This window comes from Pseudomonas sp. IT-P294, from assembly GCF_949767865.1.
Taxonomy (GTDB): Bacteria; Pseudomonadota; Gammaproteobacteria; order Pseudomonadales; family Pseudomonadaceae; genus Aquipseudomonas.
Map to the genome: position 1 here is coordinate 264,804 of NZ_CATKQW010000022.1, position 21,974 is coordinate 286,777.

A 21,974-nucleotide genomic window follows, 5' to 3' on the forward strand; every position below is an offset into this window, starting at 1 on the left:
GTGATGTTCACTCAAGTGCCACAGCCGCTGGTTTATGCCGAAGCCTTGCTGGCGCAATTCGCCAACCTGTCGCGAGCGGCGGACGGCGCTGCGCTGCTGGGTGACTTCGTGCGCGGGCTGGCCGAGCTCAGTGGCTGCGAGTTGACGCAGTTGTACCTGCTGGACGCGACTCACACATGCCTGGGGATGAACGCCGAGTGCCTCAACGGCATCCTGCAACCTCGGGAAGCGGCGAGTCTGCCGGCGGATTACAACGGTGAACAACTGCTGCAATTCGCCCTGTGCCAGAACCGCGTGGTGAGCCTCAGCGAACTGAGCGGCAGCCTGCACGAAACCAGTTTTCTGCCGCCCCAGGCCACGCCTTGGCAGTCGCTGCTGTGCGTGCCACTGGTCAATCAGCAGAAGGCCGTCGAAGGCTTGCTGCTGTGCGCCAGCCGCCGGCACATCGACCTGCAAGGCTTCGCCGATTCCCTCGGGCAACTGGGTTCGTTCGTGCTCGGTCAACTGCATTTGCTGCAGCGTTTGCGTCAGCCGACCGGGGAGTCTCGGCCGGTGAAGGCCAGTGTTCCGAGCGCCAGTGGTTACGGCTTGATCGGCAAGAGCAAGGCCATGCGCGAGACCTACTCGCTGATCAGCAAAGTCCTGCACAGCCCGTACACCGTGCTGCTGCGCGGCGAGACGGGCACTGGCAAGGAAGTGGTCGCGCGGGCGATTCACGACTGCGGCCCGCGCCGTTCCCAGGCGTTCATCGTGCAGAACTGCGCGGCGTTCCCGGAGAACCTGCTGGAAAGCGAACTGTTCGGCTACCGCAAAGGCGCCTTCACCGGCGCTGACCGCGACCGTGCCGGGCTGTTCGATGCGGCCAACGGCGGCACTTTGTTGCTCGATGAAATCGGCGACATGCCGTTGTCGCTGCAAGCCAAGTTGTTGCGCGTGTTGCAGGAAGGCGAGATTCGTCCGTTGGGTTCCAACGACACGCACAAGATCGACGTGCGCATCATCGCCGCGACGCACCGGGATTTGTCGGTGCTGGTCAGCGAAGGCAAATTCCGCGAGGACTTGTACTACCGCCTCGCGCAATTCCCGATCGAGTTGCCGGCCTTGCGTCAACGCGAAGGCGACATCCTCGATCTGGCGCGGCATTTCGCCGACAAGGCGTGTTCGTTTTTGCAGCGCGACGCGGTGCGTTGGTCCGATGCGGCGCTGGATCACCTGTCCGGTTACGCCTTCCCCGGCAACGTGCGCGAACTCAAAGGCCTGGTCGAGCGTGCGGTTCTGTTGTGCGAGGGCGGCGAGTTGCTGGCCGAGCATTTCTCCCTGCGCATGGAAGCCATGCCGGAAGACAACAGCCTCAACCTGCGCGAACGCCTGGAGCAGGTCGAGCGCAGTCTGTTGCTCGATTGCCTGCGCAAAAACGACGGTAACCAGACCCTCGCCGCCCGCGAACTCGGGCTGCCGCGCCGCACGCTGCTGTACCGCCTCGGCCGCTTGAATATCAACCTGGGTGACTTTGATGGGTAGGCAAATGACCGTCGATTTCACCTCAACCGCTTTTAACAGCGCCGCCCAAACGGGTCGGCGCTTTGTGCTTTGTCTATCCCTGGAGACCCTCTGATGCCTGTTCGTCACTGGCAAGCCGTCCTGCTGACCCTCGTCGTTCTATGCGGCCTCGGCGGCTGTAGCGGCAATTACAAATACAACGACAACACCTATCGCCCATTGGGTGATCCGCAGGCGGTCAATCGCGGCAAGTGACCGCAAGGAGTATCACCATGGAACTGGTTTTCGAAATGCTCAACACCAAGCAGTTCGTGCCCACGGATTTGTGCCAGAAGACCTTCAAGCAGGCCGGTGGCGTGATCGGTCGTGGCGAGGATTGCGACTGGATCATTCCCGACCGCAAGCGTCACCTGTCCAACCACCACGCGTTGATCAGCTACCGCGAAGGTACCTTTTTCCTGACCGATACCAGCAGCAACGGTATCCAGGACAGCGAAAGCGGCGCACGCCTGCGCAAGGGCGAAGCCATGCGCATCGAACACGGCAGCGTCTACGTGCTGGGTGATTTCGAGATTCGTGCGCGGCTGGTGCGTGACCCGGCGACCTTCGACGTGGAAGTCGGCCGTCCGCAAGCGGCGGGCAGCATTATTCCGGATGACGCGTTCCTCGATCTCGACCCGCTGAACGCCCTCGATCAGCAAGAGCGCGTGTACTCTGAAATCGATGAGCTGATCTCGCCAAACAACGCGCCACAGGACACCCGTCAGCGCGCCGACTATGCACGCATCGACATGGAAAGCCTGCTGGTCCCGGAGCTGATCAACGCCCCGGCCGAGCCAGCGCCCGCGCCACCACCTAAACCGGTCGAGCGTCAGAGCGAAGGTTTCTGGGAGCACTTCGGCGCGGCGCTGGGCGTGGACCTCAAAGGCCTCGACCACGACGCCCGCGAAGCCCTGGCGCTGAACGCTGCCCGTTTGCTCAAGCAAAGCGTCGGCGGTTTGCAGCAGAGCCTGCGCACCCGCAGCGAACTGAAAAACGAGCTGCGCCTGGCCCAGACCACCGTGCAAGGCACGCAAAAGAACCCGTTGAAGTTCGCCGTCGATGCCGGTGAAGCGCTGGGCATCTTGTTGCAGCCGAACAAGCCGGGGCAGTTGCCGGCCGAGCAAGCGATCTCCCGCGCATTCCGCGATTTGCAGGCGCATCAAGTGGCGTTGCTGACCGCCAGCCGCGCCGCGGTTCGCGGCACGCTGGAACACTTCTCGCCACAGCAATTGACCTTGCGTTTCGAGCGCGACAACAAGCCGTTGCTGGCCACCTCCGGCAGCCGCTGGAGAGCCTACGGTCGTTATCACCAGGCCCTGCGTCAGGACGACGACTGGAGCGAGCGCCTGCTGGCCCGCGACTTTGCTCAGGCTTACGAAGAACAGATTCGCCTGATTTCCACCCTTCACACCGACCACCAAGGATGATGCGCATGTCTCGCTGCTCGACCGCTTTTTTCAAGACGCTGACGGCGTTCGCGGCCCTGGTGCTGCTGGCCGGCTGCTCGTCGCTGTCGCCGTACTCTCACGTCACCAAGCTCAACCTCAAACTCACCGCCAGCGATCAGTTGAACCCGGACCTCAACGGGCGTCCGTCACCGATTGTCGTGCGTCTGTTCGAACTCAAGCACCCGGTGACCTTCGAGAACGCCGACTTCTTCAGCCTGTACGAGCGCGCCAAGGAATCCCTGGCCCCGGACCTGGTGGCCAGCGAAGAAATCGAACTGCGCCCGGGCGAAACCGTGGAAATGAAACTCAGCGTGGAGGAGGGCAGTCGCTACGTCGGCATCCTCGCCGCTTACCGCGACCTGCCGGAAACCAAGTGGCGCTACACGGTGCAAGTGACCCCGGTGGAAGTCACCGACGCTGATTTGACCCTTGACCAGGCCGGCATCCGCAACAGCAACGAAAAGCTCGCCAAGGCGGATGACTGATCATGAATTCCCATAAAGTCATTTGGCAGGAAGGCATGCTGCTGCGTCCGCAGCACTTCCAGCATAACGACCGCTATTACGAACACCAGATGAAGACCCTCACCCAGTTGCTGGGCAGCTACACCTGGGGTTTTCTCAATCTGGAAATCGATTTGCAGTTCCTCAACATGGGCAAACTGGTGATCAGCCAGGCCTCGGGGATTCTGCCGGACGGCAGCCTGTTCGAACTCGGCGGCAACACCGAGCCGCTGGCGCTGGACGTACCGCCGAACACCGGTCACACGCCGATTTACCTGGCGCTGCCACTGGTCACCGGCAACCACATCGAAGCCCGTCGCCCGGAGCAATCTGACGTGCTGGCGCGCTACACCGCGTATGAAGTGGAAGTCGCGGACTCCAATGCCGGCGACGATTCCGCCAGTCAGGTCAGCTGCGGTCGCCCGGACTTCAAACTGTTGCTCGGCGAACAGCAAAGCGATCAGGCCTACGTGAAACTCAAGGTCTGCGAAGTGCTCGACACCACGCCCGATGGCGTGATCAGCCTCGACCCTGACTTTGTGCCGACCTACATTCAGGCACATGCCTCCAGCTACCTGCTGTCGTGCCTGAAAGAAGTGATCAGCATGCTCGGCCACCGGGGCGACACCATTGCCGAACGGATTCGTTCCAACGGCAAGGTCGGTGGCGCCGAAGTCGGCGACTTCATGATGCTGCAACTGATCAACCGCACCGAAATGCTGCTGCGTCACTACCTCGGTCTGGAGCAGGTTCACCCGGAAGAGTTGTACCGCACGCTGCTGACCATGCTGGGCGATCTGGCGACGTTCTCCAGCGACACCAAACGCCCGCGCCTGGACAGCCGTTACCAGCACAGCGACCAGGGCGCGAGCTTCCGCAAACTGATGGAAGCGATTCGTCAGGTGCTGTCGATGGTGCTCGAACAGCACGCCATCGAACTGGTCCTGCAAGCGCGCCAGTACGGGATCATCGTTTCGCCGTTGCACGACCACAAACTGCTGGGCTCGGCCTCGTTCGTGCTCGCTGCCAGTGCCAACTGCGATTCTGAAGAACTGCGCCACCGCTTGCCGGCGCACCTCAAGGTCGGCCCGGTGGAGCGCATCCGCCAACTGGTCAACCTGCACCTGCCGGGCATCAAGGTCAAACCGTTGCCGGTGGCCCCGCGGCAGATCGCGTTCCACTCCAACAAAACCTATTTCATTCTCGAACTCAGTTCCGAAGACCTGGCACAGCTGGAGCGCTCCGGCGGCTTCGCGTTCCACGTGTCCGGCGAATTTGCCGAGCTTGAACTGAAATTCTGGGCCATCAGGAACTGACCGACATGATCAAGGACATGGAACATAACCAGGACGACAAAACCGTCCTGCTCGACCGCCAGGGCCACGGCCCGGCGCAGAGTCCGCTGACAGATTTCGCCGCACCGCCGCGCTTCGAACAGCTCGAAGAACGGATGATCTACGCCGCGCGCCTGCGTCCGGCCGAAGCGTTCAACATCAGCCTCAATTCGCTGGTGGCCGCCGCCTCCGACCTGTTGTCGGAAGTGGTACGGCTCAAGCACAGCGACACCCGCGAAGACATGTACGCGCTCAACGAGCGACTGACTTCCGGGCTGAAACTGTTTGAAGTCCGCGCCCTGCACAACGGCGCCGAAAGCAGCCAGGTGATGGCCGCGCGTTACGTGCTCTGCACCGTGGTCGACGAAGCCGTCGTGACCACGCCGTGGGGCAACGAAAGCGAGTGGTCGCAGATGAGCCTGCTCAGCAGCTTTCACAACGAAACCTTCGGCGGCGAGAAGTTTTTCCAGCTGCTGGATCGCCTGTCGAAAAACCCGGTCAAGCACCTGCCGATGCTGGAGCTGATGTACCTGTGCCTGTCCCTCGGTTTCGAAGGCAAGTACCGCGTGCAAGCGCGCGGCATGCTCGAACTTGAAGGCATCCGCGACGCCTTGTATCGCCAGATTCGTCAGCTGCGCGGCGACGTGCCGCGCGAGCTTTCGCCGCATTGGGAAGGCTTGAACGATCAGCGCCGCAGCCTGGTGCGTATCGTGCCGGCGTGGATGGTAGTGCTGTTCACCGTGGTCTGCCTGGTGGTGATGTATTCGGGTTTCGCCTGGGTGTTGGGCGAACAACGCGAAACCGTTCTGCAACCTTTTCAGCAGCTAGATCCGGCCGCGGTCCAGCCGCAGTCGCAGCCGTAAACAGGGACGTGTGATGAAAAAGTTTTTCAAGAAAGTCGGCGCATTCTTGCGCAAGACCTGGGTCTGGACCTTGCTGGTGGTGCTGTTTCTGGCGCTGCTGGTGTGGTTCGTCGGGCCGCTGCTGGCCGTTGATGACTACAAATTCTGGGAAGGGTCGACCTCCCGCCTGCTGACCATCAGTGTGCTGTTCCTGATCTGGGGTCTGACCATGGTCTTCGTCAGCTGGCGCGCCGGTGTGCGTAAAAAAGCTCTCGAAGACACCGAAGACGGCCAGGACCGCATCCGTCGTGAAGAGCTGATCGACGAGGAGCAGAAAGAGCTTCGCGTGCGCTTCAAGGATGCGTTGAAAACCCTGAAGACGTCGAGCCTGTATCGCGGTCGCAGCGAGCGCTGGCGCAATGACTTGCCGTGGTACTTGCTGATCGGCCCACAGGGCAGCGGCAAGACCAGTTTGCTGGACTTCTCGGGCCTTGAGTTTCCGATCAACAAGATCGACCGCAAACTGACCCGCGACACCCTCGGCACTCGCCATTGCGACTGGTATTTCGCTGATCACGGTGTGCTGATCGACACCGCAGGGCGCTACCTGACCCAGCCGGATTCCGAAGTCGATGGCAGCGCCTGGAGCACTTTGCTCGACCTGCTGCGCAAGCGTCGCCGCAACCGTCCGTTGAACGGCGTGCTGGTGACTATCCCGGTGGAAATGCTGCTGGGCAACACCGAACAGGACCTCGACACCTTGGCGCGCCAGGTGCGTGCTCGCTTGCAGGACGTGCATCAGAAACTGCACGTCGATGTGCCGGTTTACCTGGTATTGAGCAAGGCCGACAAGCTGCTCGGTTTCGACGAGTTCTTTGATCAGCTGACCCGCGAAGAAAGCGATCAGGTGCTCGGCACCAGCTTCCGCAAAGAGCAGAGCGGCACCGATGTCGCTGTCCTGCGCGCGGAGTTCGAAGAGCTGCTGCGTCGCCTGAACAGCCAGGTGATCATGCGCATGCACCAGGAGCGCGACACCCAGCGCCGTGGCCGCATCCTCGACTTCCCGCATCAACTGGGGCAGATCGGTGAGCGCCTGTGCCTGTTCGTCGACATGGCGTTCACCGGCAACCGCTACCAGCGTGTCAGCCAGTTGCGCGGTTTCTACCTGACCAGCGCACCGCACCTGAACCAGGAAATGGACCAGACCACCGCTGGCATCGGCGCCAATCTGGGCATGAACGCCGGCGTGCTGCCGACCTTGCGCAGCGGCCGTTCGCGATTCATTCACCATTTGCTCAGCCGAGTGATTTTTCCCGAGGCCGATCTGGCCGGTCTGGACAAGCGCGAACGCAGCCGCATCCATTGGGGCCAACGTGCGCTGTACGTGGGCGCGCTGGCGGCATTGGCGCTGTTCGGCATGTTGTGGGCGGGCGGTTTCTCCGCCAACTACGAGCGCTTGGAAAACCTGCGCAGCCTGGCCACCAGTTGGACTCAACAACGTTCGGCGCTGACCGCGCGTGATGACTCCATGGCGGTGCTCAAACCCCTCGACAGCAGCTACGCGGCGACCCAGGTTTTCCCGAAAAAGGGTGACGTGTCGTATCACGAGCGCGGTGGTCTGTATCAGGGCGAAGAGGTCAATCCGGTGGTCAAGGACGCCTACGAGCGAGAGCTTGAAGCGCAACTGCTGCCGAAGGTCGCAACGCTGCTGGAAGGGCAGATCCGGGCCAACATGAATGACCGCGAACGCCTGCTCAACAGCCTGCGCGCGTACCTGATGCTGAACATGAAGGATCGCCGCGACGGTCCGTGGCTCAAGGATTGGGTCGCCACCGAATGGTCCCAGCGTTACGCCGGCAACACCGCGGTGCAGAACGGTTTGAACACGCACTTCGAGCGTTTGCTCAAGCAGCCGTTTATTTATCCGCTGAACGATCAACTCGTGGCCCAAGCGCGCCAAGTGCTGCGCAGCGAGTCGCTGGCCAACGTGGTTTACCGGATGCTGCGCGAGCAGGCCCGTAACCTGCCGGAATACCGTTTGAGCCAACACATCGGGCCACAGGCTTCGCTGTTTGTCGGCACCGATTACTTGATCCCGGGTTTCTACACCCAACAGGGTTACCAGCAGTATTTCTCGATCCAGGGCAGTGCGCTGGTCAGCGACATCCTGCGCGACAACTGGGTGCTGGGCGAAGGCTCGGGCATCAGCGGCATGGACTTGCGTCGCCTGATGGTCGAACTCGAGCAACTGTACTTCCGCGACTACGCCAACTTCTGGAGTGAAGCGGTGGGCCAAGTGGCCTTGCCTCCGATCAACGACGCGGGCGAGGGCGCCGAGCAATTGGCGGGCCTGACCTCGGCCAATTCCCCAGTGCTGCAACTGCTGGTGGAAGTGCGCGAGAACACCCGTTTCCCGGCTGAAGCCGAACCGGTTGAACAAGCGGCGGATGCCGCTGCAGCGCTGGCAGACCAGAAAGGCAAGTTGGGCAAGCTCGGCAAACTGGCGTCTGCCGCAGCGGGTCAGGCCTCGGAAATGGCGGCGATCAAAAACCTGCCGGACACCGCGAAGAAATCCCTGCAACGTCGCTTCGAACCGCTGCACCGTTTGCTGGACGACAATAACGGCCCGGCCGCTGATTTGACCCCGGCACTCGCAGCGCTCAACGACCTGCAACTGCAACTGGCGAGTCTGGCGCGTGCCAGCTCGCCGGATCAGGCCGCGTTCGAAATGGCCAAGACCCGCATGAGCGGCCAGCGTGATGCGCTGAGCAACTTGCGCAATGCCTCCAATCGTCTGCCGCGTCCGGTCAGCGTCTGGTTCAACGTGCTGGCTGAAGACACCTGGCGTCTGGTGCTCAACGATTCCTACCAGTACCTGAATCAGCGTTATCAGAGCGAGCTGTACAGCTTCTACGGCAAGGCGATCAACAAGCGTTATCCGTTCAGCGCCCACAGCACCAGCGACGTTGCGATCAGCGACTTCCGCGAGTTCTTCAAGGCGCAGGGCATCAACGATCGCTTCTTCGAGACCTACATGCGTCCGTTCGTCAGTGGCGATCCGGGCAACTACCGCCTGCGCAGCATTGACGGTCACAGCATGCCGATCTCCAAGGTCTACCTCGACCAGATGGCCGCGGCCCAAGTGATTCGCCAGAGCTTCTTCTCGGTCAACCCGGCCGAGCCACAAGTGCAGTTCAAGCTGGAGCCGTACACCCTCGACCCCGCTGTCAGCCGTTCCGAGTTCAAGTTTGGCGACAAGACCATCGAATACCGTCACGGCCCGATCGTGCCTGTATCGTTCAAATGGCCGACCGACGCTGAAGACGGTCGCACCAGCCTGGTCCTCGACAAAATGGCCGGCCGCCCGATCGGCATCGAGAAGAACACGGGCCCTTGGTCGCTGTTCCGCTTGTTCGACCTGATGCAGACCGAATACCTGAACGGTCGCGACGTGATGGTGCTCAAGGCGGACGTGGGCGGCCTGCGCGCCAATTACCTGCTCAGCAGCCAGCGCACGCCGAACCCGTTCGACATGGGTGTGCTGCGTACCTTCCGTATGCCGGTGCAGCTCTGATGCTGGTTGCCAGTCCCTGGCGCAGCGCTGCGCGTACCGATGCCGGCAAGGTTCGGGCGCGCAACGAAGATGCTTTTCTCGACTGTCCACAGCAGGGACTGTGGGTGGTCGCGGACGGCATGGGCGGTCATCAGGGAGGCGACATCGCCAGCCAGTTGATCGTTGCCAGCCTGGCGGAATTGCCGGTGCAGGACGGCTTCGACGAACGACTCAAAGGCATTCGCCAGTGCCTGCACTGGCTCAACCGCCGCTTGGGCCAGGAGTTGACCGTCACCGCCGGGCGCCACGACAGCATCATGGGCAGCACCGTGGTGGCGCTGCTGGTGGAAGGCAATCGCGCGGCCTGCATCTGGGCCGGCGACAGCCGTTGCTACCTGTGGCGCGGCCAGCGTTTGTATCAGCTGTCCAAGGACCATTCGCTGCAACAGCAACTCATGGACGAGAAACGGATGAGCCTCGAAGACGCCCGTGCGCATCCTTCCGCCCATGCGCTGACCCGCGCGGTCGGCGCGGCCGATGTGTTGACGCTGGACGTGCTCGAACTCGAGGTTTATCCCGGCGATACGTTCCTGTTGTGCAGCGACGGTTTGTACCAAGGGCTCAGCAGCGATGCCCTGGGCAACGCCCTGAGCCTGACCGCGCCGCATGTTGCGCTGGAGCGTCTGTTCGACGGCGCTCTGCGTGGCTCGGCGCGGGACAACCTGACTGCCGTGGTGATCCGCCAATGACTGAACTCATGCCGCCGCTCGACGACCTGCTGGTGAGCGAAGAGCAAGACAGTAACCTGACTTATTTTGCGTTCGCCAAGTCTCTGAACGACAAGCCGCACAACGCCGAACCCGCGCTGGCGCCAACCAAGGCCAGCATCGGCGAAATGCCCAACGTGCTTGCGGGCCGTTACCGCATCGAGCGTCTGCTCGGTGCCGGTGGCATGGGCGCGGTTTACCGCGCACGAGACTTGCTGAGCGAACAGTTCGGCGATCCCGACCCTTACATCGCGCTGAAAATCCTCAGCGAAGAATTTGCCGAATCGCCGGATGCCAGCGCCTTGCTCTACAGCGAGTTCGCCCTGATCCGGCGCCTGCGCCACGACAACGTGCTGCGCTTGCACAGCTTTGAAGTGGACACCGACTGCCAGCGTGCCTTCATCACCATGGAACTCATGCGTGGGCTGACCCTGGACAAACTCCTCTGCGAGCGGCCCCTGGGCCTGCCGTGGAAAGAACTGCTCGACATCGCGCTGCCGCTGCTCGACGCGCTGGCCTACGCCCACGCGCGCGGCGTGCTGCACGGTGACATGAAACCGAGCAACGTGATGCTCAGCGAAGACGGCGTGCGCCTGTTCGACTTTGGCCTGGGCCAGGCCGAAGAGGGCATCCTGCCCGGCCTGCCGCACCTGAGTCGCGACCGCTTCAACGCCTGGACCCCGGGCTACGCCGCCCCGGAACTGCTTGAAGGCCAACCGCTGACGGCCAGCGCCGACGTGTATGGCGTGGCCTGCGTGCTCTACGAACTGGCGGGCGGCAAACACCCCTTCCGCCGCATGTCGTCGGTCGAGGCCCGCGACGGTCAACTCGACCGCGAGCTGCACGCACCGCGCAATCTTCCGAAACACTGCTGGCCAGCCCTGCGAACGGCGCTGGCTTTCGATGCGGCCAAGCGCACCATCACCGCCGCTCAATTGCGTGACGCCATGGGCGCCACTTCGTCTTTGCTGCAACGCCTTCGACTGCGGGCGTAACGGATGACTACCGAACAGGGAGCAAGCAATGTTCAACTCAGCTAACGAAACGCATTTCAGCCTCACAGTCGAAGACTATGCCGGCGACCTGCAAGTGCTGTCGTTCAACGGCACCGAAGGCATCAGCCAGCCGTATCGCTTCGACCTGGAACTGGTCAGCGAAAACCCCGACCTGGACCTGGAAAAGCTCCTGCACAAGCAGGCGTTCCTCGCATTCGACCCGAAAGGCAGCGGCATCCACGGCCAAATCTACCGCGTCGCCCAAGGCGATGCTGGCAAGCGCCTGACCCGCTACAAAATTTCCCTGGTGCCGCAACTGCAATACCTGCATCACCGCACCAACCAGCGCATCTATCAGCAGATGTCCGCGCCGAAAATCATCGCGCTGATCCTCGATGAGCACGGCATCAAGGGCAACGCCTACAAATTCCAGTTGAGCCAGCCCTGCCCGGACCGCGACTACTGCGTGCAATACGACGAAACCGACCTGCATTTCGTCCAGCGCCTGTGTGAAGAGGAAGGCATTCATTACCACTTTCAGCACAATTCCAAAGGTCATCTTTTGGTATTCGGCGATGACCAGACCGTGTTTCCTAAACTCGGGCAGCCCACCGCCTACGTCCAAGGCAGCGGCATGGTCGCCGACGAGCCAGTGATCAAAGGCTTCAAACTGCGCCTGGAAACCCGAACCGGCCGCGTCACCCGCCGCGACTACGACTTCGAAAAACCACGCCTGCAACTCGAAGCCGGCTATAAACCCGACGGCGAAAGCACCGAGCCAGACCTCGAAGATTACGACTACCCCGGCCGCTTCCTCGACCGCGCGCGCGGCAAATTCCTCAGCCAGCGCGCCCTCGAACGCCACCGCGCCGACTACCAGCAAGCCGAAGGCCGTGGCGACCAGACCACCCTCGTCAGCGGCCACTTCCTGGAAATGTCCGACCACCCGCGCACCGAGTGGAACGACCTCTGGCTGCTCACCGAAATCGTCCACGAAGGCAAACAACCGCAAGTCCTCGAAGAGTCCGTGACCAGCGACACCACTGACAACAAAGACGACTTCCACCAGGGCTACCGCAACCGCTTCCTCGCCACCCCGTGGAACGTGTTCTACCGCCCGGCGCTGCAACACCCCAAACCCCGCGTCCTCGGCAGCCAGACCGCCATGGTCACCGGCCCCAAGGGCGAAGAAATCCACTGCGACCAATACGGCCGCATCAAAGTGCAGTTCCACTGGGACCGCGAAGGGTTGGCGGACGACAAAACCAGCTGCTGGATGCGCGTCTCTTCGAGTTGGGCGGGGGATCGCTATGGCGCTATCGTCATCCCGCGCATCGGCATGGAAGTGCTCGTCACCTTCCTCGAAGGCGACCCCGACCAACCGCTGGTGACCGGTTGCCTGTACCACAAGGAAAACCAGGTTCCCTACGAACTGCCGGCGAACAAGACTCGCACCGTCTTCAAAACCCTCAGCTCCCCGGGGGGCGGCGGGTTCAACGAACTGCGCATTGAAGACAAGAAAGGCGCCGAGCAGATCTTCATCCATGCCCAGCGGGATTGGGATGAAAACATTGAGCATGATCAGAAGATCCGAGTAGGTAACGAACGCCACGACACAGTGGTCAAGAACACCTACACCGAACTGAAAGCCGAAGAACACCGCACCACCATCGCCGACCGCAAGACTGAAGCGCGCATGGATGATCACCTGACGATTGGGCAGAACCAGCATGTGAAGCTGGGGACTGCGCAGCTGACGAGCGTTGGGAAAGAGATTCATCTGAAGGCTGGGGCGAAGATTGTTATTGAGGCTGGTAGTGAGCTCACCATTTTGGGGGGAGGGAGCTTTATCAAGCTGGATGCCGGTGGGGTGACGGTTGTTGGGCCGGTGGTGAAGATCAATGCGGGTGGTTCGGCGGGGAGTGGGACGGGGATTGGGATTAAACCGCCGCGTCTGCCGGGCGCTGCGGATTCAGACATCGCCGGCGCGGTACCGCCTCAGGCGCTGGGCAATGCGCCGATGCCGATGCCACCACCGCCAGTCTGCAAGGAATGCCTGGCCCGGGCCAAACGTAACGCCCAAGCCCTGGCCGCGAGATAAAGGACGACTTTATGTACACAAGCAACGTGCACTGGCTCGACGAGTTATGGGTCAACGCCCAGCAACTGCAACATCAGCACCTCGACCTATTGATCGACGCCACCAGCCTCGACTACCCACTGCTGCAAGAACTGGCGGAACGACCCGACGCGGCCAAACTGGCCAAGCTGTTCGAAAACACCCCGGAAGTTGCCATCGCCGATTTCGGCCCCCTACTGCTGCGCGTAGACAACGCCCAACGGCCCTGGCTGAAAACCTTCATCAGCGCCATCGACTGCAACAAACACGTCGTCGCACTGTTCAGCCCTTGGGCATTCGAAGCGCTGGCCGATCATCTGCGAGGCTTCCTCCAGGCGCAATGGAACCAAGGCCGGTCCGAAGGCGTTTTGCGTTACTACGACCCGCGCATGCTGCTACCGGTCGCCGAAACCCTGACTCCGACGCAAAGCAACGCCTTCCACGCCGCCGTGATTTCCTGGCACTGGCTCGACCGCGACCAACACCCACAAAGCCTGCCCGGCAACTACGTGCGCCACGCACCGGCACCGGCCAGCGGCCCCGTCATGTTCGACCACCCGCAAGTGGCCAACCTGCTGGCCTGGACAGAGGCTGATGCTTACCGGGTTGATCGCTGCGCAGTGCCACAGAACTATGGCTTGAGCCGCAATGAGAGCCTTATTCGTCATTTGTACAGAAGCCAATTGGCGGCGAATCAGAAGGGGTTAAAAGAGCCGGAGGAACGGGAGCCGTTTATTGAACAGTGGCTGGTGGAGAACTCGCCGTTTGTGATTGATGAGCCGGTGAGGGCGTTGATTTGAATTTCACCCGAGATCCTGAATTATTAGCACTTGTCGGGAGGACATTGTCTGCTGGGTGGAGGTGTGCGGGGGTTATGTTGGTTTTGGTGGTATTGAGCGGTTGCCATGCAGGCCCTGAAATGGTGTCAACACCTGTAACGGGCTTCAATCACACATCAGTCAGCATTATTCGATTCACCATTAACGGTTCCGGTGGACCGCACATTCCTCCGTATCAAGGCGGAGAGGCTCAAGTTTGTTGCAGCATACTTCCTGTTCAATGGAATTCAGGCCTCAGAGCAATTGTTGAGTGGGACAAAGATCCAAACCCATACGAAAAACTCGAGCGTGATCAAAACGGCCAAATTATAGAAGAGGCTGCTGTTCGTCACGCTGCTGGTTATTCTCATCATGCAGCGACGGTTGACATCCCTGCATACGCTAAGGGGTTGTGTGCTTTGCAAGTTCACTTTCTTCCTTGTGATCAAGTAAGGGTGTCAACCACTTGCTTTACCCCCGGGCACCCGGATTATCCCGATAAAGCCTATTTCCAAATCAAGGAGTCGATGACATGTTCGGCTATTTGATCAAGTGTGACTCTTTGCAAAAAAACTATATGTCTTGCCTATCCTACAACTACCCGATGAACATGGAGGAGCCGAAGGTATGTCAGTAATAGTTGATGATGTTAAGAAGTTGAGCTGTTGCACCGTATTGATGCTAAAGGTGCTTATGCAAAAACTGCGCTTAGGGCAAAAAAATATTAGCCATAAGATAAGCGGAAGATTATTAGTCCTGTCAGTAAGTGTGATCTGCGTAAGCGCTTGTAACGCTGGCCCAGAAATGGTGTCTGCACCTATTACTGGTTATAACCATACCGCAGCAGAAATTATACGATTTAGTATCAATGGTGCAGGTGGTCCTAGTATTCCAGCAAATCAAGGGGGAGGTGAGGTTTGCTGCGGCGTACTTCCTGTTCAGTGGGCTCCGGGTATTAGAGCTATTATCGAATGGGACAAGGATCCAAATCCATACGAAAAACTTAAGCGTGATCAGTACGGCCAAATTGTAAAAGAGTCTGCAGTTCGCCATTCTGCTGGTTATTCTCACCATACAGCTACGGTAGAAATTCCTAAGTACGCTGAGAAGGTTTGTGCATTACAGGTTCACTTTCTTCCCTGTGATAAAGTGAAGGTGTCTACAACCTGCTTTACACCCGGAAACCCAAATTACCCAGATAAAGCTTACTTTCAAGTTAAGGAGCCGGCTTCATGTTCGAATCATTGATAGGGGCCGAAGCTCCTTCTCCGGAGAGTGCTTTGGTGGCACCAAAGTTTCCCCTGATGCGACGGCTTCCAAATGAACCAGGTCAGTTGTCGAAGAATATTCAACAACAAAAAAAAGACGAAACCAAATTCGGAAATAAGCAGCGTAAGCTTGCCCTCGCTAAGGGGCAAGCAGATAGTGGAGTGCCCTGCTGCAAAACGTTACATGTTACGCTAGCTTTTGATGGCACAAATAATAACGATCAAGCAGACAGTTCATCAACACCTAATTGTCGGAGTAATATTGCTCGCCTTTTTCTCGCAAGTTTAGGGTCGACCCCCGATATGGAGGAGGAAGGGTTCCAAAAATATTACTGTCCCGGCGTGGGTACAGTTTTTCCTGATGTCGATGAATATATTCCAAATCAAAATGGTCTTATTGCAGCAAGTGGTGGCGAAAACCGTATCAACTGGGCTCTTACGAGATTGCTTGATGCGTTGCAACAAAATTTAGGAGAGGACAGGCTAGATATCAATGCGACGAAAGCTTTGCTGAAAGGCATGGCAACTAATTGGCTTGGAAATGTTTTTAGTGCAGGTCTTTTAGAGGATGGTGAAAAAAAACGTGAAGCCACGTTGCGTCCAGAAATCCAAAAGCTGGAGAACAAGATAAAACAGAAAGTCGATTCCGAGGAAAAACCATACATATTGGCTATGCGGCTCTATGTCTATGGCTTCTCGCGGGGGGCCGCCGAAGCAAGGACTTTCGTCAATTGGCTGCAGACACTGGTTCGTTGTCAAGGTGAGGGTGGTGAAGTTGAATATCGCTTTGCAGGATTGCCGATTTCCGTAAACTTTCTAGGTGTATTTGATACCGTTGCGGCAGTTGGTCTTGCCGACAGTGCTCCATTTGCCGCGGGGCATATGGACTGGGCTGATGGCACCATGCGGTTACCTGATGAGGCTGCATCCGTTTGCCAAAACACGGCCTTGCCCGATGACTGTTCTTTTCTAAAGCGCTGCGTTCATCTGGTTTCTGGACATGAACAGAGAGCAAGCTTTCCTCTGGATTCAATCAGACGGCGACCCAAATCGCCTGATGGTAACCGTGATAAATGTAAAGCTTCAGGTTATCGGAAAGGAACGATTGAATACATCTATCCAGGTGTTCACTCGGACGTGGGCGGGGGCTACTCTCCGAATGATCAGGGTAAGGCCACTGCCGGCTCGGATCACGTGTTATCGCAAATAGCTTTACAGCACATGTACGCAGAAGCATTCATGGCTGGTGCACCATTATTGGTGCCCGAAACAGCAGTGAAGCAAGGGGTTCACGAGAAATGGCGAGCGATGAGTTCGGCGGTTGAACTTGAATTTTCAGTCTCGGAAACTCTCATCAATCGATTCAATGCATGGCAAGCGCAAGGCCAAAGTGGTCCGTTAGAAGAAATGATGAAGCGTGAGCACTCTCTAATCACTGGCTGGCGAATTGATCGATATGCTGGCGGTGTGGAAAAACAATCGTTCTTGAAGAATGCCGCTCCGGATATGCCACAGGCCAAGATTGATGCTTGGGAGGATCTCGAAAAACGCCACAATGCTGAAACTACTGCGGCTGCACAGGGCAAGCCAGCGCCAACATACACAGAGGCGCAGGAAAAAGAGCACCAACTGAATATTCAAATTGTCGGCAAAGACAAGTATGAAAATGCGCGTTGGGAAAAGGCGTTCGAGCCACCACTAGACCACCGGCAGTTGCTCGGTGCGGCGGCGGAATTCCGTCATGATTATCGAAGAGAGTGGGGCCTGGTGGGCGACGGTCATACGGATGTGGCCGTTATCGATATGTTGCTTGGCGGTACGGTGTATCTGATCAACGAAGAAGACGAAGCCGAGGAGTATGCGTACCTTTACAAAGAAGGGACGGCTAGTTACGAAAAAATGTTCAGCTCACCGAACAAACCGAGAACAGGTCAGGAAGAACTCGTAGCACTCTTCGATGATCAGGTTCACGACTCTCGTGCTTGGTTTATGAACACTTCCGGCGTTGTGCCCCGCGAACCCTTTACGGATTATTTCCGTATTCGTCTGGTGCATTTCGATAATGAGTCGAACAAACAATTGTCTCTGGTAGCCACAGCGGGTCGAGTGATTGGACTCGGTATTGCTGTCGCCAGTGTCGGCCTGAGCATCAAGAAAAAAGACCCTCGCATGCTGTTGGGTCTTTTCTTGCCGTCGTTAGCACTTCCAGTGCTCAGCGGCAAAGTAGGCGTGGGTATTTCAGAGTTGCCGCAAATCAGTGCCTTCGATCCGCTGACCGGGATTGCACTGCCAATGCTCGATAGCCTCAACTCGTTACGAGAGTTCACTAAAGAGCCTGGAGACATGGTCGCCAAAGTCGCAGCCTTGCCACCGCTGAAGCCGTTGACTGCAGCCACCGCTAACACCCCGGCCCTGCAGAAAATCCTGGTAGCCCATCAGGCGCTTGAAGCAGTGGAAGCGGCTCGCAAGAAGGACGCTGGTGCTTTGGCCAGTATGGTGGCGAAAGCGGCTAACGATGAGGACAAGCCCGGCGGCTGGCTCGACTTGGTGGCCGATCAGGCCGGTAACTTGAAGTCGTCTGAAAAGAACGTGTAATTGCAAAACGATAAAAGGGCGACTCTGAATGAGCCGCCCTTTTTTGTGGGCTACACCTTCGCCCGGTGCTCCGCCGGATTCGGCGAATCAATGTGATCCAGCGCTCGCTCCACCAACAACCGAACCCCATCCGCCAATCTGCTTAGCGCCAAGGCTAAGGAGCGTCGTGCGCCGTCAACATCGTCCGCCAGGTTAACGGCGATGGCGCTGATGGACAGCAGGTCTTCCGAGGCGTTGGCCAGGAGGGCTTCGGTGTCTATGTTGGGGGAGACGGCGAAGAGGTTGCCTTTACGAGGCTTGGGTTTTTCGCTTGATGGGGCGAAGTGGTGGTCGAGGGCGCGTTCGGCGGCTTCGTGGAATTTCTTCGAATCGCTGGATTCGTAGGGGGATGTGTCTTCGTGTTCTGGTGGGTTAGCTTTTGAAGTGGTCATAGGTGTAAATCCTCGGAGTTAATAAATACTCTCCCGGTTACGGACTTGCACATCCGTGTCACCGTTTTGCGGTGACGAACAAAAGGTTATCGGTAAAGCCAAGAATCGCCTAGTTCATGAACAGCCCTTCTTTTTGAAGGAAATGTCCGAGAGGTTTGTGGGTCGCAAGACGGAAGGGTGTGAGGCGCGTTTCGTCGGGAGCATTTGCAGTGGATGGTGTGACGCGGAGCGTCACGGGATGCATTCCCACGCGGAGCGTTGGAACGATCAGGTGAAAGTATTTCGACAATGACTTGGTAGTCATCAGCGTCAAAAACTACGGCATCTTCTTCTATCACTGCACAACAGTGGCGTTCTCGCTTGAAGCCGCTACACTGCGCCGGCCGTTCACTTTTCTCTTGAGGCTGTGCGCATGAAATTTCGTTTTCTTCTGTGGATGCTGGGTTTGTTGATGGGTAAGGCCAGTCGGACTAATCCTGCGTTTCAGCAGCAGTTGGGTGACAAGGAATTGGTGTTCCAGCTACAGACCCTGGACGGGAAAGTGGCTCGACATTTCTTTGTGAAGGATCAGCGTATTACCAGCAAGTCGGGCGTGTATGCCGAGCCGGCGTTTGCGATTGCGTTCAAAGATGCGGCGTATGGCTTTGCCACGATGCAGGCGAAGAACAAGCAACTGGCGTTCATGACGGGGATTCAGGACAAGTCGATTCAGATCAAGGGGAATCCGGCGCTGGTGATCTGGTTTCAGGGACTGACCAAGTATTTGAAGCCGCGCAAGGCTAAAGCCAAGGTATGAAGTCTTTCAGGTAGATCGGGTTGGATTCATCGCGAGCAGGCTCGCTCCCACAGGGTTTAGGTGATCCCCTGTGGAGCCTCTTCAGCCACTCGACTCATGAGGCTTGCGGGCGCCAAGTGGCTGGCCTCGGTATGACTTGTAGATTTGCTGGACTTGCGGGTTGTCCAGGTTCTCGTAGGTGATGTCTTCCTTGTCCAGGCCATCCAGGCCTCTGATACCACCGATGGTCTCTGGCCACTCGTCACGACTGGATATATCGACTACGAACGGGTTGAGGTAATTATCGAGATGCCTCTCGCGAGGCTCTCGTATCTCGGCGCTGAGTGCCCGCAGGTAGTCGTCTTTGCTCGTCCTTGACCAGTCGATGGCGAACTCGGCGCGATAACAGAGTTCCATGAAGACTAATAGAATCGTGCGCCCATTGCCGTCCAGGAATGGGTGTGCGAAAGCCAGCTGACCCATCACCCCGCCGGGGTGGTCTCTGAAGCGTTTCTTGTCAGCGGCTAGCTTAAGCGCATAGTCGACAGACATTTTGATGGAGTCCGGGCGCTCGAAAACGGTGCTGCGGGGATCGTCGAGGGAGCCCTTGAAGACTGCCAGATGAGGGACAAGCTCGTTCCGGTCTTTTCCTGCCCAGTGATAGAAGCCGGAGAACAGGATTTCGTGAACTTTGAGTACAGTCTTGTAATCGATGGGCTTTTTCTTGGCTAAATAGGCAAGCGCTTCTTCGATACTCAATTCGAACGAAAGATGCTCTGATTCTTTTACTTCAGTGGGATCTTTCAGTTGCAGCGAGTTTTGAAGATATCCAGCAGCTTCAAAGTCGCCGAACGGATCAAAAGTCATGCGCTACGTTTCTGTGCACGCCTTTCCTGAAGATAACGCCCTTGGAGCGCCAGGATTTCAGCTTTGCTCAGAACGCCTTTTCTCTTGAGATTGACGAGCAACTGCTCGATGCCATCTAGCTCGACGACGTCGCCAGCCAAACGGGTAATGCTCACGGCCATACGACTCATGCCATCACGTTCGGCGGTGACCTTGTTTTCTTTCGCAAGCTTACGGACTTGGCTTGCAACACTGACAGCAGCTGATTGGGTCATCGGAAAGCCCTCTATTTGCCGTCAAATCATAGCAGGGCGCCTGCCTATTGTCCTCGCTGGCTCATAGCCAACGATCAGATGAAAAGTGTGCCTTCCATATCACCGAGCCGGCGTTTGCGATTGCGTTCAAGGACGCAGCGTATGGCTTCGCCACGATGCAGGCGAAGAACAAGCAACTGGCGTTTATGACGGGGATTCAGGACAAGTCGATTCAGATCAAGGGGAATCCGGCGCTGGTGATCTGGTTTCAGGGATTGACCAAGTATTTTAAGCCGCGCAAGGCTAAGGCTTGAGTTTCGTGTGAGGGGGTGACGCGGAGCGTCACGGGATGCATTCCCACGCAGAGCGTGGGAACGATCTAAAGCTGAAAGACCGAGTTGGATTTATTGCGGGCAAGCCCGCTCCCACAGGATTTAGGTGATCCCTGTGGGAGCGAGCTTGCTCGCGATTGCTTTTAGCTCTGAGTGAACTGCGAAGCCAGTTCGCGCAGCAGCACTTCAGCCTCAAGCACTTTGCTGACGACGTCGTTGGCTTTGTCGCGACTCAGTCCAAGGCGCTCCAGCAATGCGTCAGGGATGTCCTCGTCGGGCCCCGAGCCAATCCCGCGACTACGCAACAAGCGCACGGCCAGGCACACGAGGTTTGGGTATTCGGCGTAGTCACCGTCGTAGCCCGGGTCATGCTGGAAGCGCAGCGCGGCAGCCAGCTCTTCGGGCATGTCCCAGTAGCGCATCAGCCAGGAGCCGATCTGTTCGCGGCTGATGCCGAGCAGGTGTTGCTCGACATAGCTGTGGCACAGATGCGGGTTGACTTCCAGGTGGCGGCAGATCAGCGAGAAGTGCGGCGGGAAGACGTGCGCCAGCAGCAAGTAGCCGAAGTTGTGCAACAGGCCGGCGAGGTAGGTCAGGCCGGCTTCCGGGCGCTGGGCGCGGGGCATGGCGCGGGTCAGGCCTTCGATGACGGCGGCGGTGTAGATCGATTGCTGCCAGTACGGCGTGGTTTGTTGCGGGTGGTCTTTGGGCAGACTCAGGGTTTTTCCCAAGGCCAGGCCCAGCGCGAGGTTGATCACCAGGTCGAAACCCAGCACGCGCACGATGGCGTCTTCCACTGAACGAATCTTGCCCGGCGAGGCGTAGTACGGCGATGCGGCCCAGCTGACGACTTGGGCGGCCAGCGCTGGGTCGGTTTCAACGACGCCGGTGATGTCGTCGATGGTGGCGTTGGGGTCGACGCGCAGTTTGATGATTTTCTGCGCGGTCTCGGCCAGCGGCGGAATTTCGATGGTGGCTTCCAGGCGTTGCTGGATACGTCGCGCGGTGAACGCCTGGACGGCCTGGGTGATTTCCTCGCGGTCATCGTCGGGGCGGTCGAGGTTGGGGCGGATGCGGGTCAGGTTCTCGCCGAAGTTGGCGGCGCTGGCCTTGGTCAGCATTCTCTTGAAGTCTTCGCTGGTGATTTCCAGCAGTACGCCTGGTTCGCCCGAGTTGATCAGCAGCTTCGGTTCGCGCAGCAGGCTTTCTTCGTACAGGCATGGCGAGCTGGTCAGCGCCGGCAGGCCGGGCAGCAGGCTCAGGTTGTGTTTGCCGAGCATTTTGACCAGGCGTTCGGTGGGCACGGCAGTGAGGCGTCGGCCCGTCAGTTCGGCGAGGCGATTAAGGTCCAGCAATTGGCTTTGTGGGAACAGCACCATCAAGGCGCCGACCGCGTCGTCCACCAGCACCGCCTGCACTTTACGCGCGGGGTTCAGACCGTGGTGGTCGAGAACTTCTTCGTAGGCAATGCCCATTTTGCCCAGCAGCAGCCGAATAACAGACGGAGCGTGCAGGGGTTCCGGGGCGAGGGCAGCTTCAGTCATGGTCTGTA

General features: G+C 58.6%; 19 protein-coding genes and 1 pseudogene. 16 read left to right on the top strand and 4 right to left on the bottom strand.

Annotated features, from left to right (window positions below):
* Positions 1 to 3: 3 nt before the first annotated feature.
* From ACM6I0_RS16345 to ACM6I0_RS16410, 14 genes are all read left to right on the top strand, one after another.
* Entirely contained in the window at positions 4 to 1,521 is a 1,518-nt protein-coding gene (locus ACM6I0_RS16345) for a sigma-54 interaction domain-containing protein (protein ID WP_285431640.1), read from the top strand.
* A 93-nt stretch (positions 1,522 to 1,614) separates the two neighbouring features.
* Positions 1,615 to 1,755, top strand: a complete 141-nt coding sequence (locus ACM6I0_RS16350) for a hypothetical protein (protein WP_007894589.1) — start codon at positions 1,615 to 1,617, stop codon at positions 1,753 to 1,755.
* A gap of 17 nt (positions 1,756 to 1,772) precedes the next feature.
* Complete coding sequence (gene tagH, locus ACM6I0_RS16355) at positions 1,773 to 2,969, top strand: type VI secretion system-associated FHA domain protein TagH (protein ID WP_285431642.1); 1,197 nt, start codon at positions 1,773 to 1,775, stop codon at positions 2,967 to 2,969.
* Positions 2,970 to 2,974: 5 nt separating this feature from the next.
* Positions 2,975 to 3,475, top strand: a complete 501-nt coding sequence (gene tssJ / locus ACM6I0_RS16360) for a type VI secretion system lipoprotein TssJ (protein WP_090177940.1) — start codon at positions 2,975 to 2,977, stop codon at positions 3,473 to 3,475.
* Between the two features lie 2 nt (positions 3,476 to 3,477).
* Positions 3,478 to 4,809: a type VI secretion system baseplate subunit TssK gene (tssK, locus tag ACM6I0_RS16365; RefSeq protein WP_285431644.1), complete on the top strand. Its 1,332-nt coding sequence runs from the start codon at positions 3,478 to 3,480 to the stop codon at positions 4,807 to 4,809.
* A 5-nt stretch (positions 4,810 to 4,814) separates the two neighbouring features.
* Positions 4,815 to 5,690: a type IVB secretion system protein IcmH/DotU gene (icmH, locus tag ACM6I0_RS16370; protein ID WP_208670851.1), complete on the top strand. Its 876-nt coding sequence runs from the start codon at positions 4,815 to 4,817 to the stop codon at positions 5,688 to 5,690.
* Between the two features lie 13 nt (positions 5,691 to 5,703).
* The gene (gene tssM / locus ACM6I0_RS16375) at positions 5,704 to 9,243 is read left to right on the top strand and encodes a type VI secretion system membrane subunit TssM (protein WP_414922814.1); all 3,540 of its coding nucleotides are present in this window, start codon (positions 5,704 to 5,706) and stop codon (positions 9,241 to 9,243) included.
* Positions 9,243 to 9,971, top strand: a complete 729-nt coding sequence (locus ACM6I0_RS16380; RefSeq protein WP_414922815.1) for a PP2C family protein-serine/threonine phosphatase — start codon at positions 9,243 to 9,245, stop codon at positions 9,969 to 9,971. Before tssM ends, ACM6I0_RS16380 begins: the two co-directional genes overlap by 1 nt.
* Complete coding sequence (locus tag ACM6I0_RS16385; RefSeq protein WP_414922816.1) at positions 9,968 to 10,984, top strand: serine/threonine-protein kinase; 1,017 nt, start codon at positions 9,968 to 9,970, stop codon at positions 10,982 to 10,984. Before ACM6I0_RS16380 ends, ACM6I0_RS16385 begins: the two co-directional genes overlap by 4 nt.
* A 28-nt stretch (positions 10,985 to 11,012) precedes the next feature.
* The gene (locus ACM6I0_RS16390; RefSeq protein WP_414922817.1) at positions 11,013 to 13,085 is read left to right on the top strand and encodes a type VI secretion system tip protein VgrG; all 2,073 of its coding nucleotides are present in this window, start codon (positions 11,013 to 11,015) and stop codon (positions 13,083 to 13,085) included.
* An 11-nt stretch (positions 13,086 to 13,096) separates the two neighbouring features.
* The gene (locus ACM6I0_RS16395; RefSeq protein WP_414922818.1) at positions 13,097 to 13,903 is read left to right on the top strand and encodes a DUF4123 domain-containing protein; all 807 of its coding nucleotides are present in this window, start codon (positions 13,097 to 13,099) and stop codon (positions 13,901 to 13,903) included.
* A gap of 74 nt (positions 13,904 to 13,977) precedes the next feature.
* Positions 13,978 to 14,469, top strand: a complete 492-nt coding sequence (locus ACM6I0_RS16400; protein WP_414922819.1) for a DUF3304 domain-containing protein — start codon at positions 13,978 to 13,980, stop codon at positions 14,467 to 14,469.
* Positions 14,470 to 14,548: 79 nt separating this feature from the next.
* Positions 14,549 to 15,169, top strand: a complete 621-nt coding sequence (locus ACM6I0_RS16405) for a DUF3304 domain-containing protein (RefSeq protein WP_414922820.1) — start codon at positions 14,549 to 14,551, stop codon at positions 15,167 to 15,169.
* Entirely contained in the window at positions 15,154 to 17,784 is a 2,631-nt protein-coding gene (locus tag ACM6I0_RS16410) for a T6SS phospholipase effector Tle1-like catalytic domain-containing protein (protein WP_285431657.1), read from the top strand. The genes ACM6I0_RS16405 and ACM6I0_RS16410 overlap by 16 nt, the downstream gene beginning before the upstream one ends.
* Positions 17,785 to 17,834: 50 nt before the next feature.
* Here ACM6I0_RS16410 and ACM6I0_RS16415 read toward each other — a convergent pair whose 3' ends face one another.
* Positions 17,835 to 18,215, bottom strand: a complete 381-nt coding sequence (locus ACM6I0_RS16415; protein WP_414922821.1) for a DUF6124 family protein — start codon at positions 18,213 to 18,215, stop codon at positions 17,835 to 17,837.
* 412 nt (positions 18,216 to 18,627) lie between these two features.
* Here ACM6I0_RS16415 and ACM6I0_RS16420 point away from each other — a divergent pair, with 412 nt between their 5' ends.
* The gene (locus ACM6I0_RS16420) at positions 18,628 to 19,011 is read left to right on the top strand and encodes a helicase (RefSeq protein WP_222589035.1); all 384 of its coding nucleotides are present in this window, start codon (positions 18,628 to 18,630) and stop codon (positions 19,009 to 19,011) included.
* An 81-nt stretch (positions 19,012 to 19,092) separates the two neighbouring features.
* Here ACM6I0_RS16420 and ACM6I0_RS16425 read toward each other — a convergent pair whose 3' ends face one another.
* On the bottom strand, positions 19,093 to 19,857 hold the full coding sequence (locus ACM6I0_RS16425) for a Fic/DOC family protein (RefSeq protein WP_414922822.1): 765 nt from the start codon (positions 19,855 to 19,857) through the stop codon (positions 19,093 to 19,095).
* Positions 19,854 to 20,111, bottom strand: a complete 258-nt coding sequence (locus tag ACM6I0_RS16430) for a hypothetical protein (protein WP_222589033.1) — start codon at positions 20,109 to 20,111, stop codon at positions 19,854 to 19,856. The genes ACM6I0_RS16425 and ACM6I0_RS16430 overlap by 4 nt, the downstream gene beginning before the upstream one ends.
* Before the next feature lie 101 nt (positions 20,112 to 20,212).
* Between ACM6I0_RS16430 and ACM6I0_RS16435 the strand changes: the two are divergent.
* Positions 20,213 to 20,404: pseudogene (locus ACM6I0_RS16435) on the top strand (helicase); the annotation flags it as partial.
* Between the two features lie 161 nt (positions 20,405 to 20,565).
* On the opposite strand, the gene ACM6I0_RS16440 reads toward ACM6I0_RS16435, so the two are convergent.
* On the bottom strand, positions 20,566 to 21,966 hold the full coding sequence (locus tag ACM6I0_RS16440; protein WP_414922823.1) for an aminoacyl-tRNA deacylase and HDOD domain-containing protein: 1,401 nt from the start codon (positions 21,964 to 21,966) through the stop codon (positions 20,566 to 20,568).
* Positions 21,967 to 21,974: the final 8 nt, after the last annotated feature.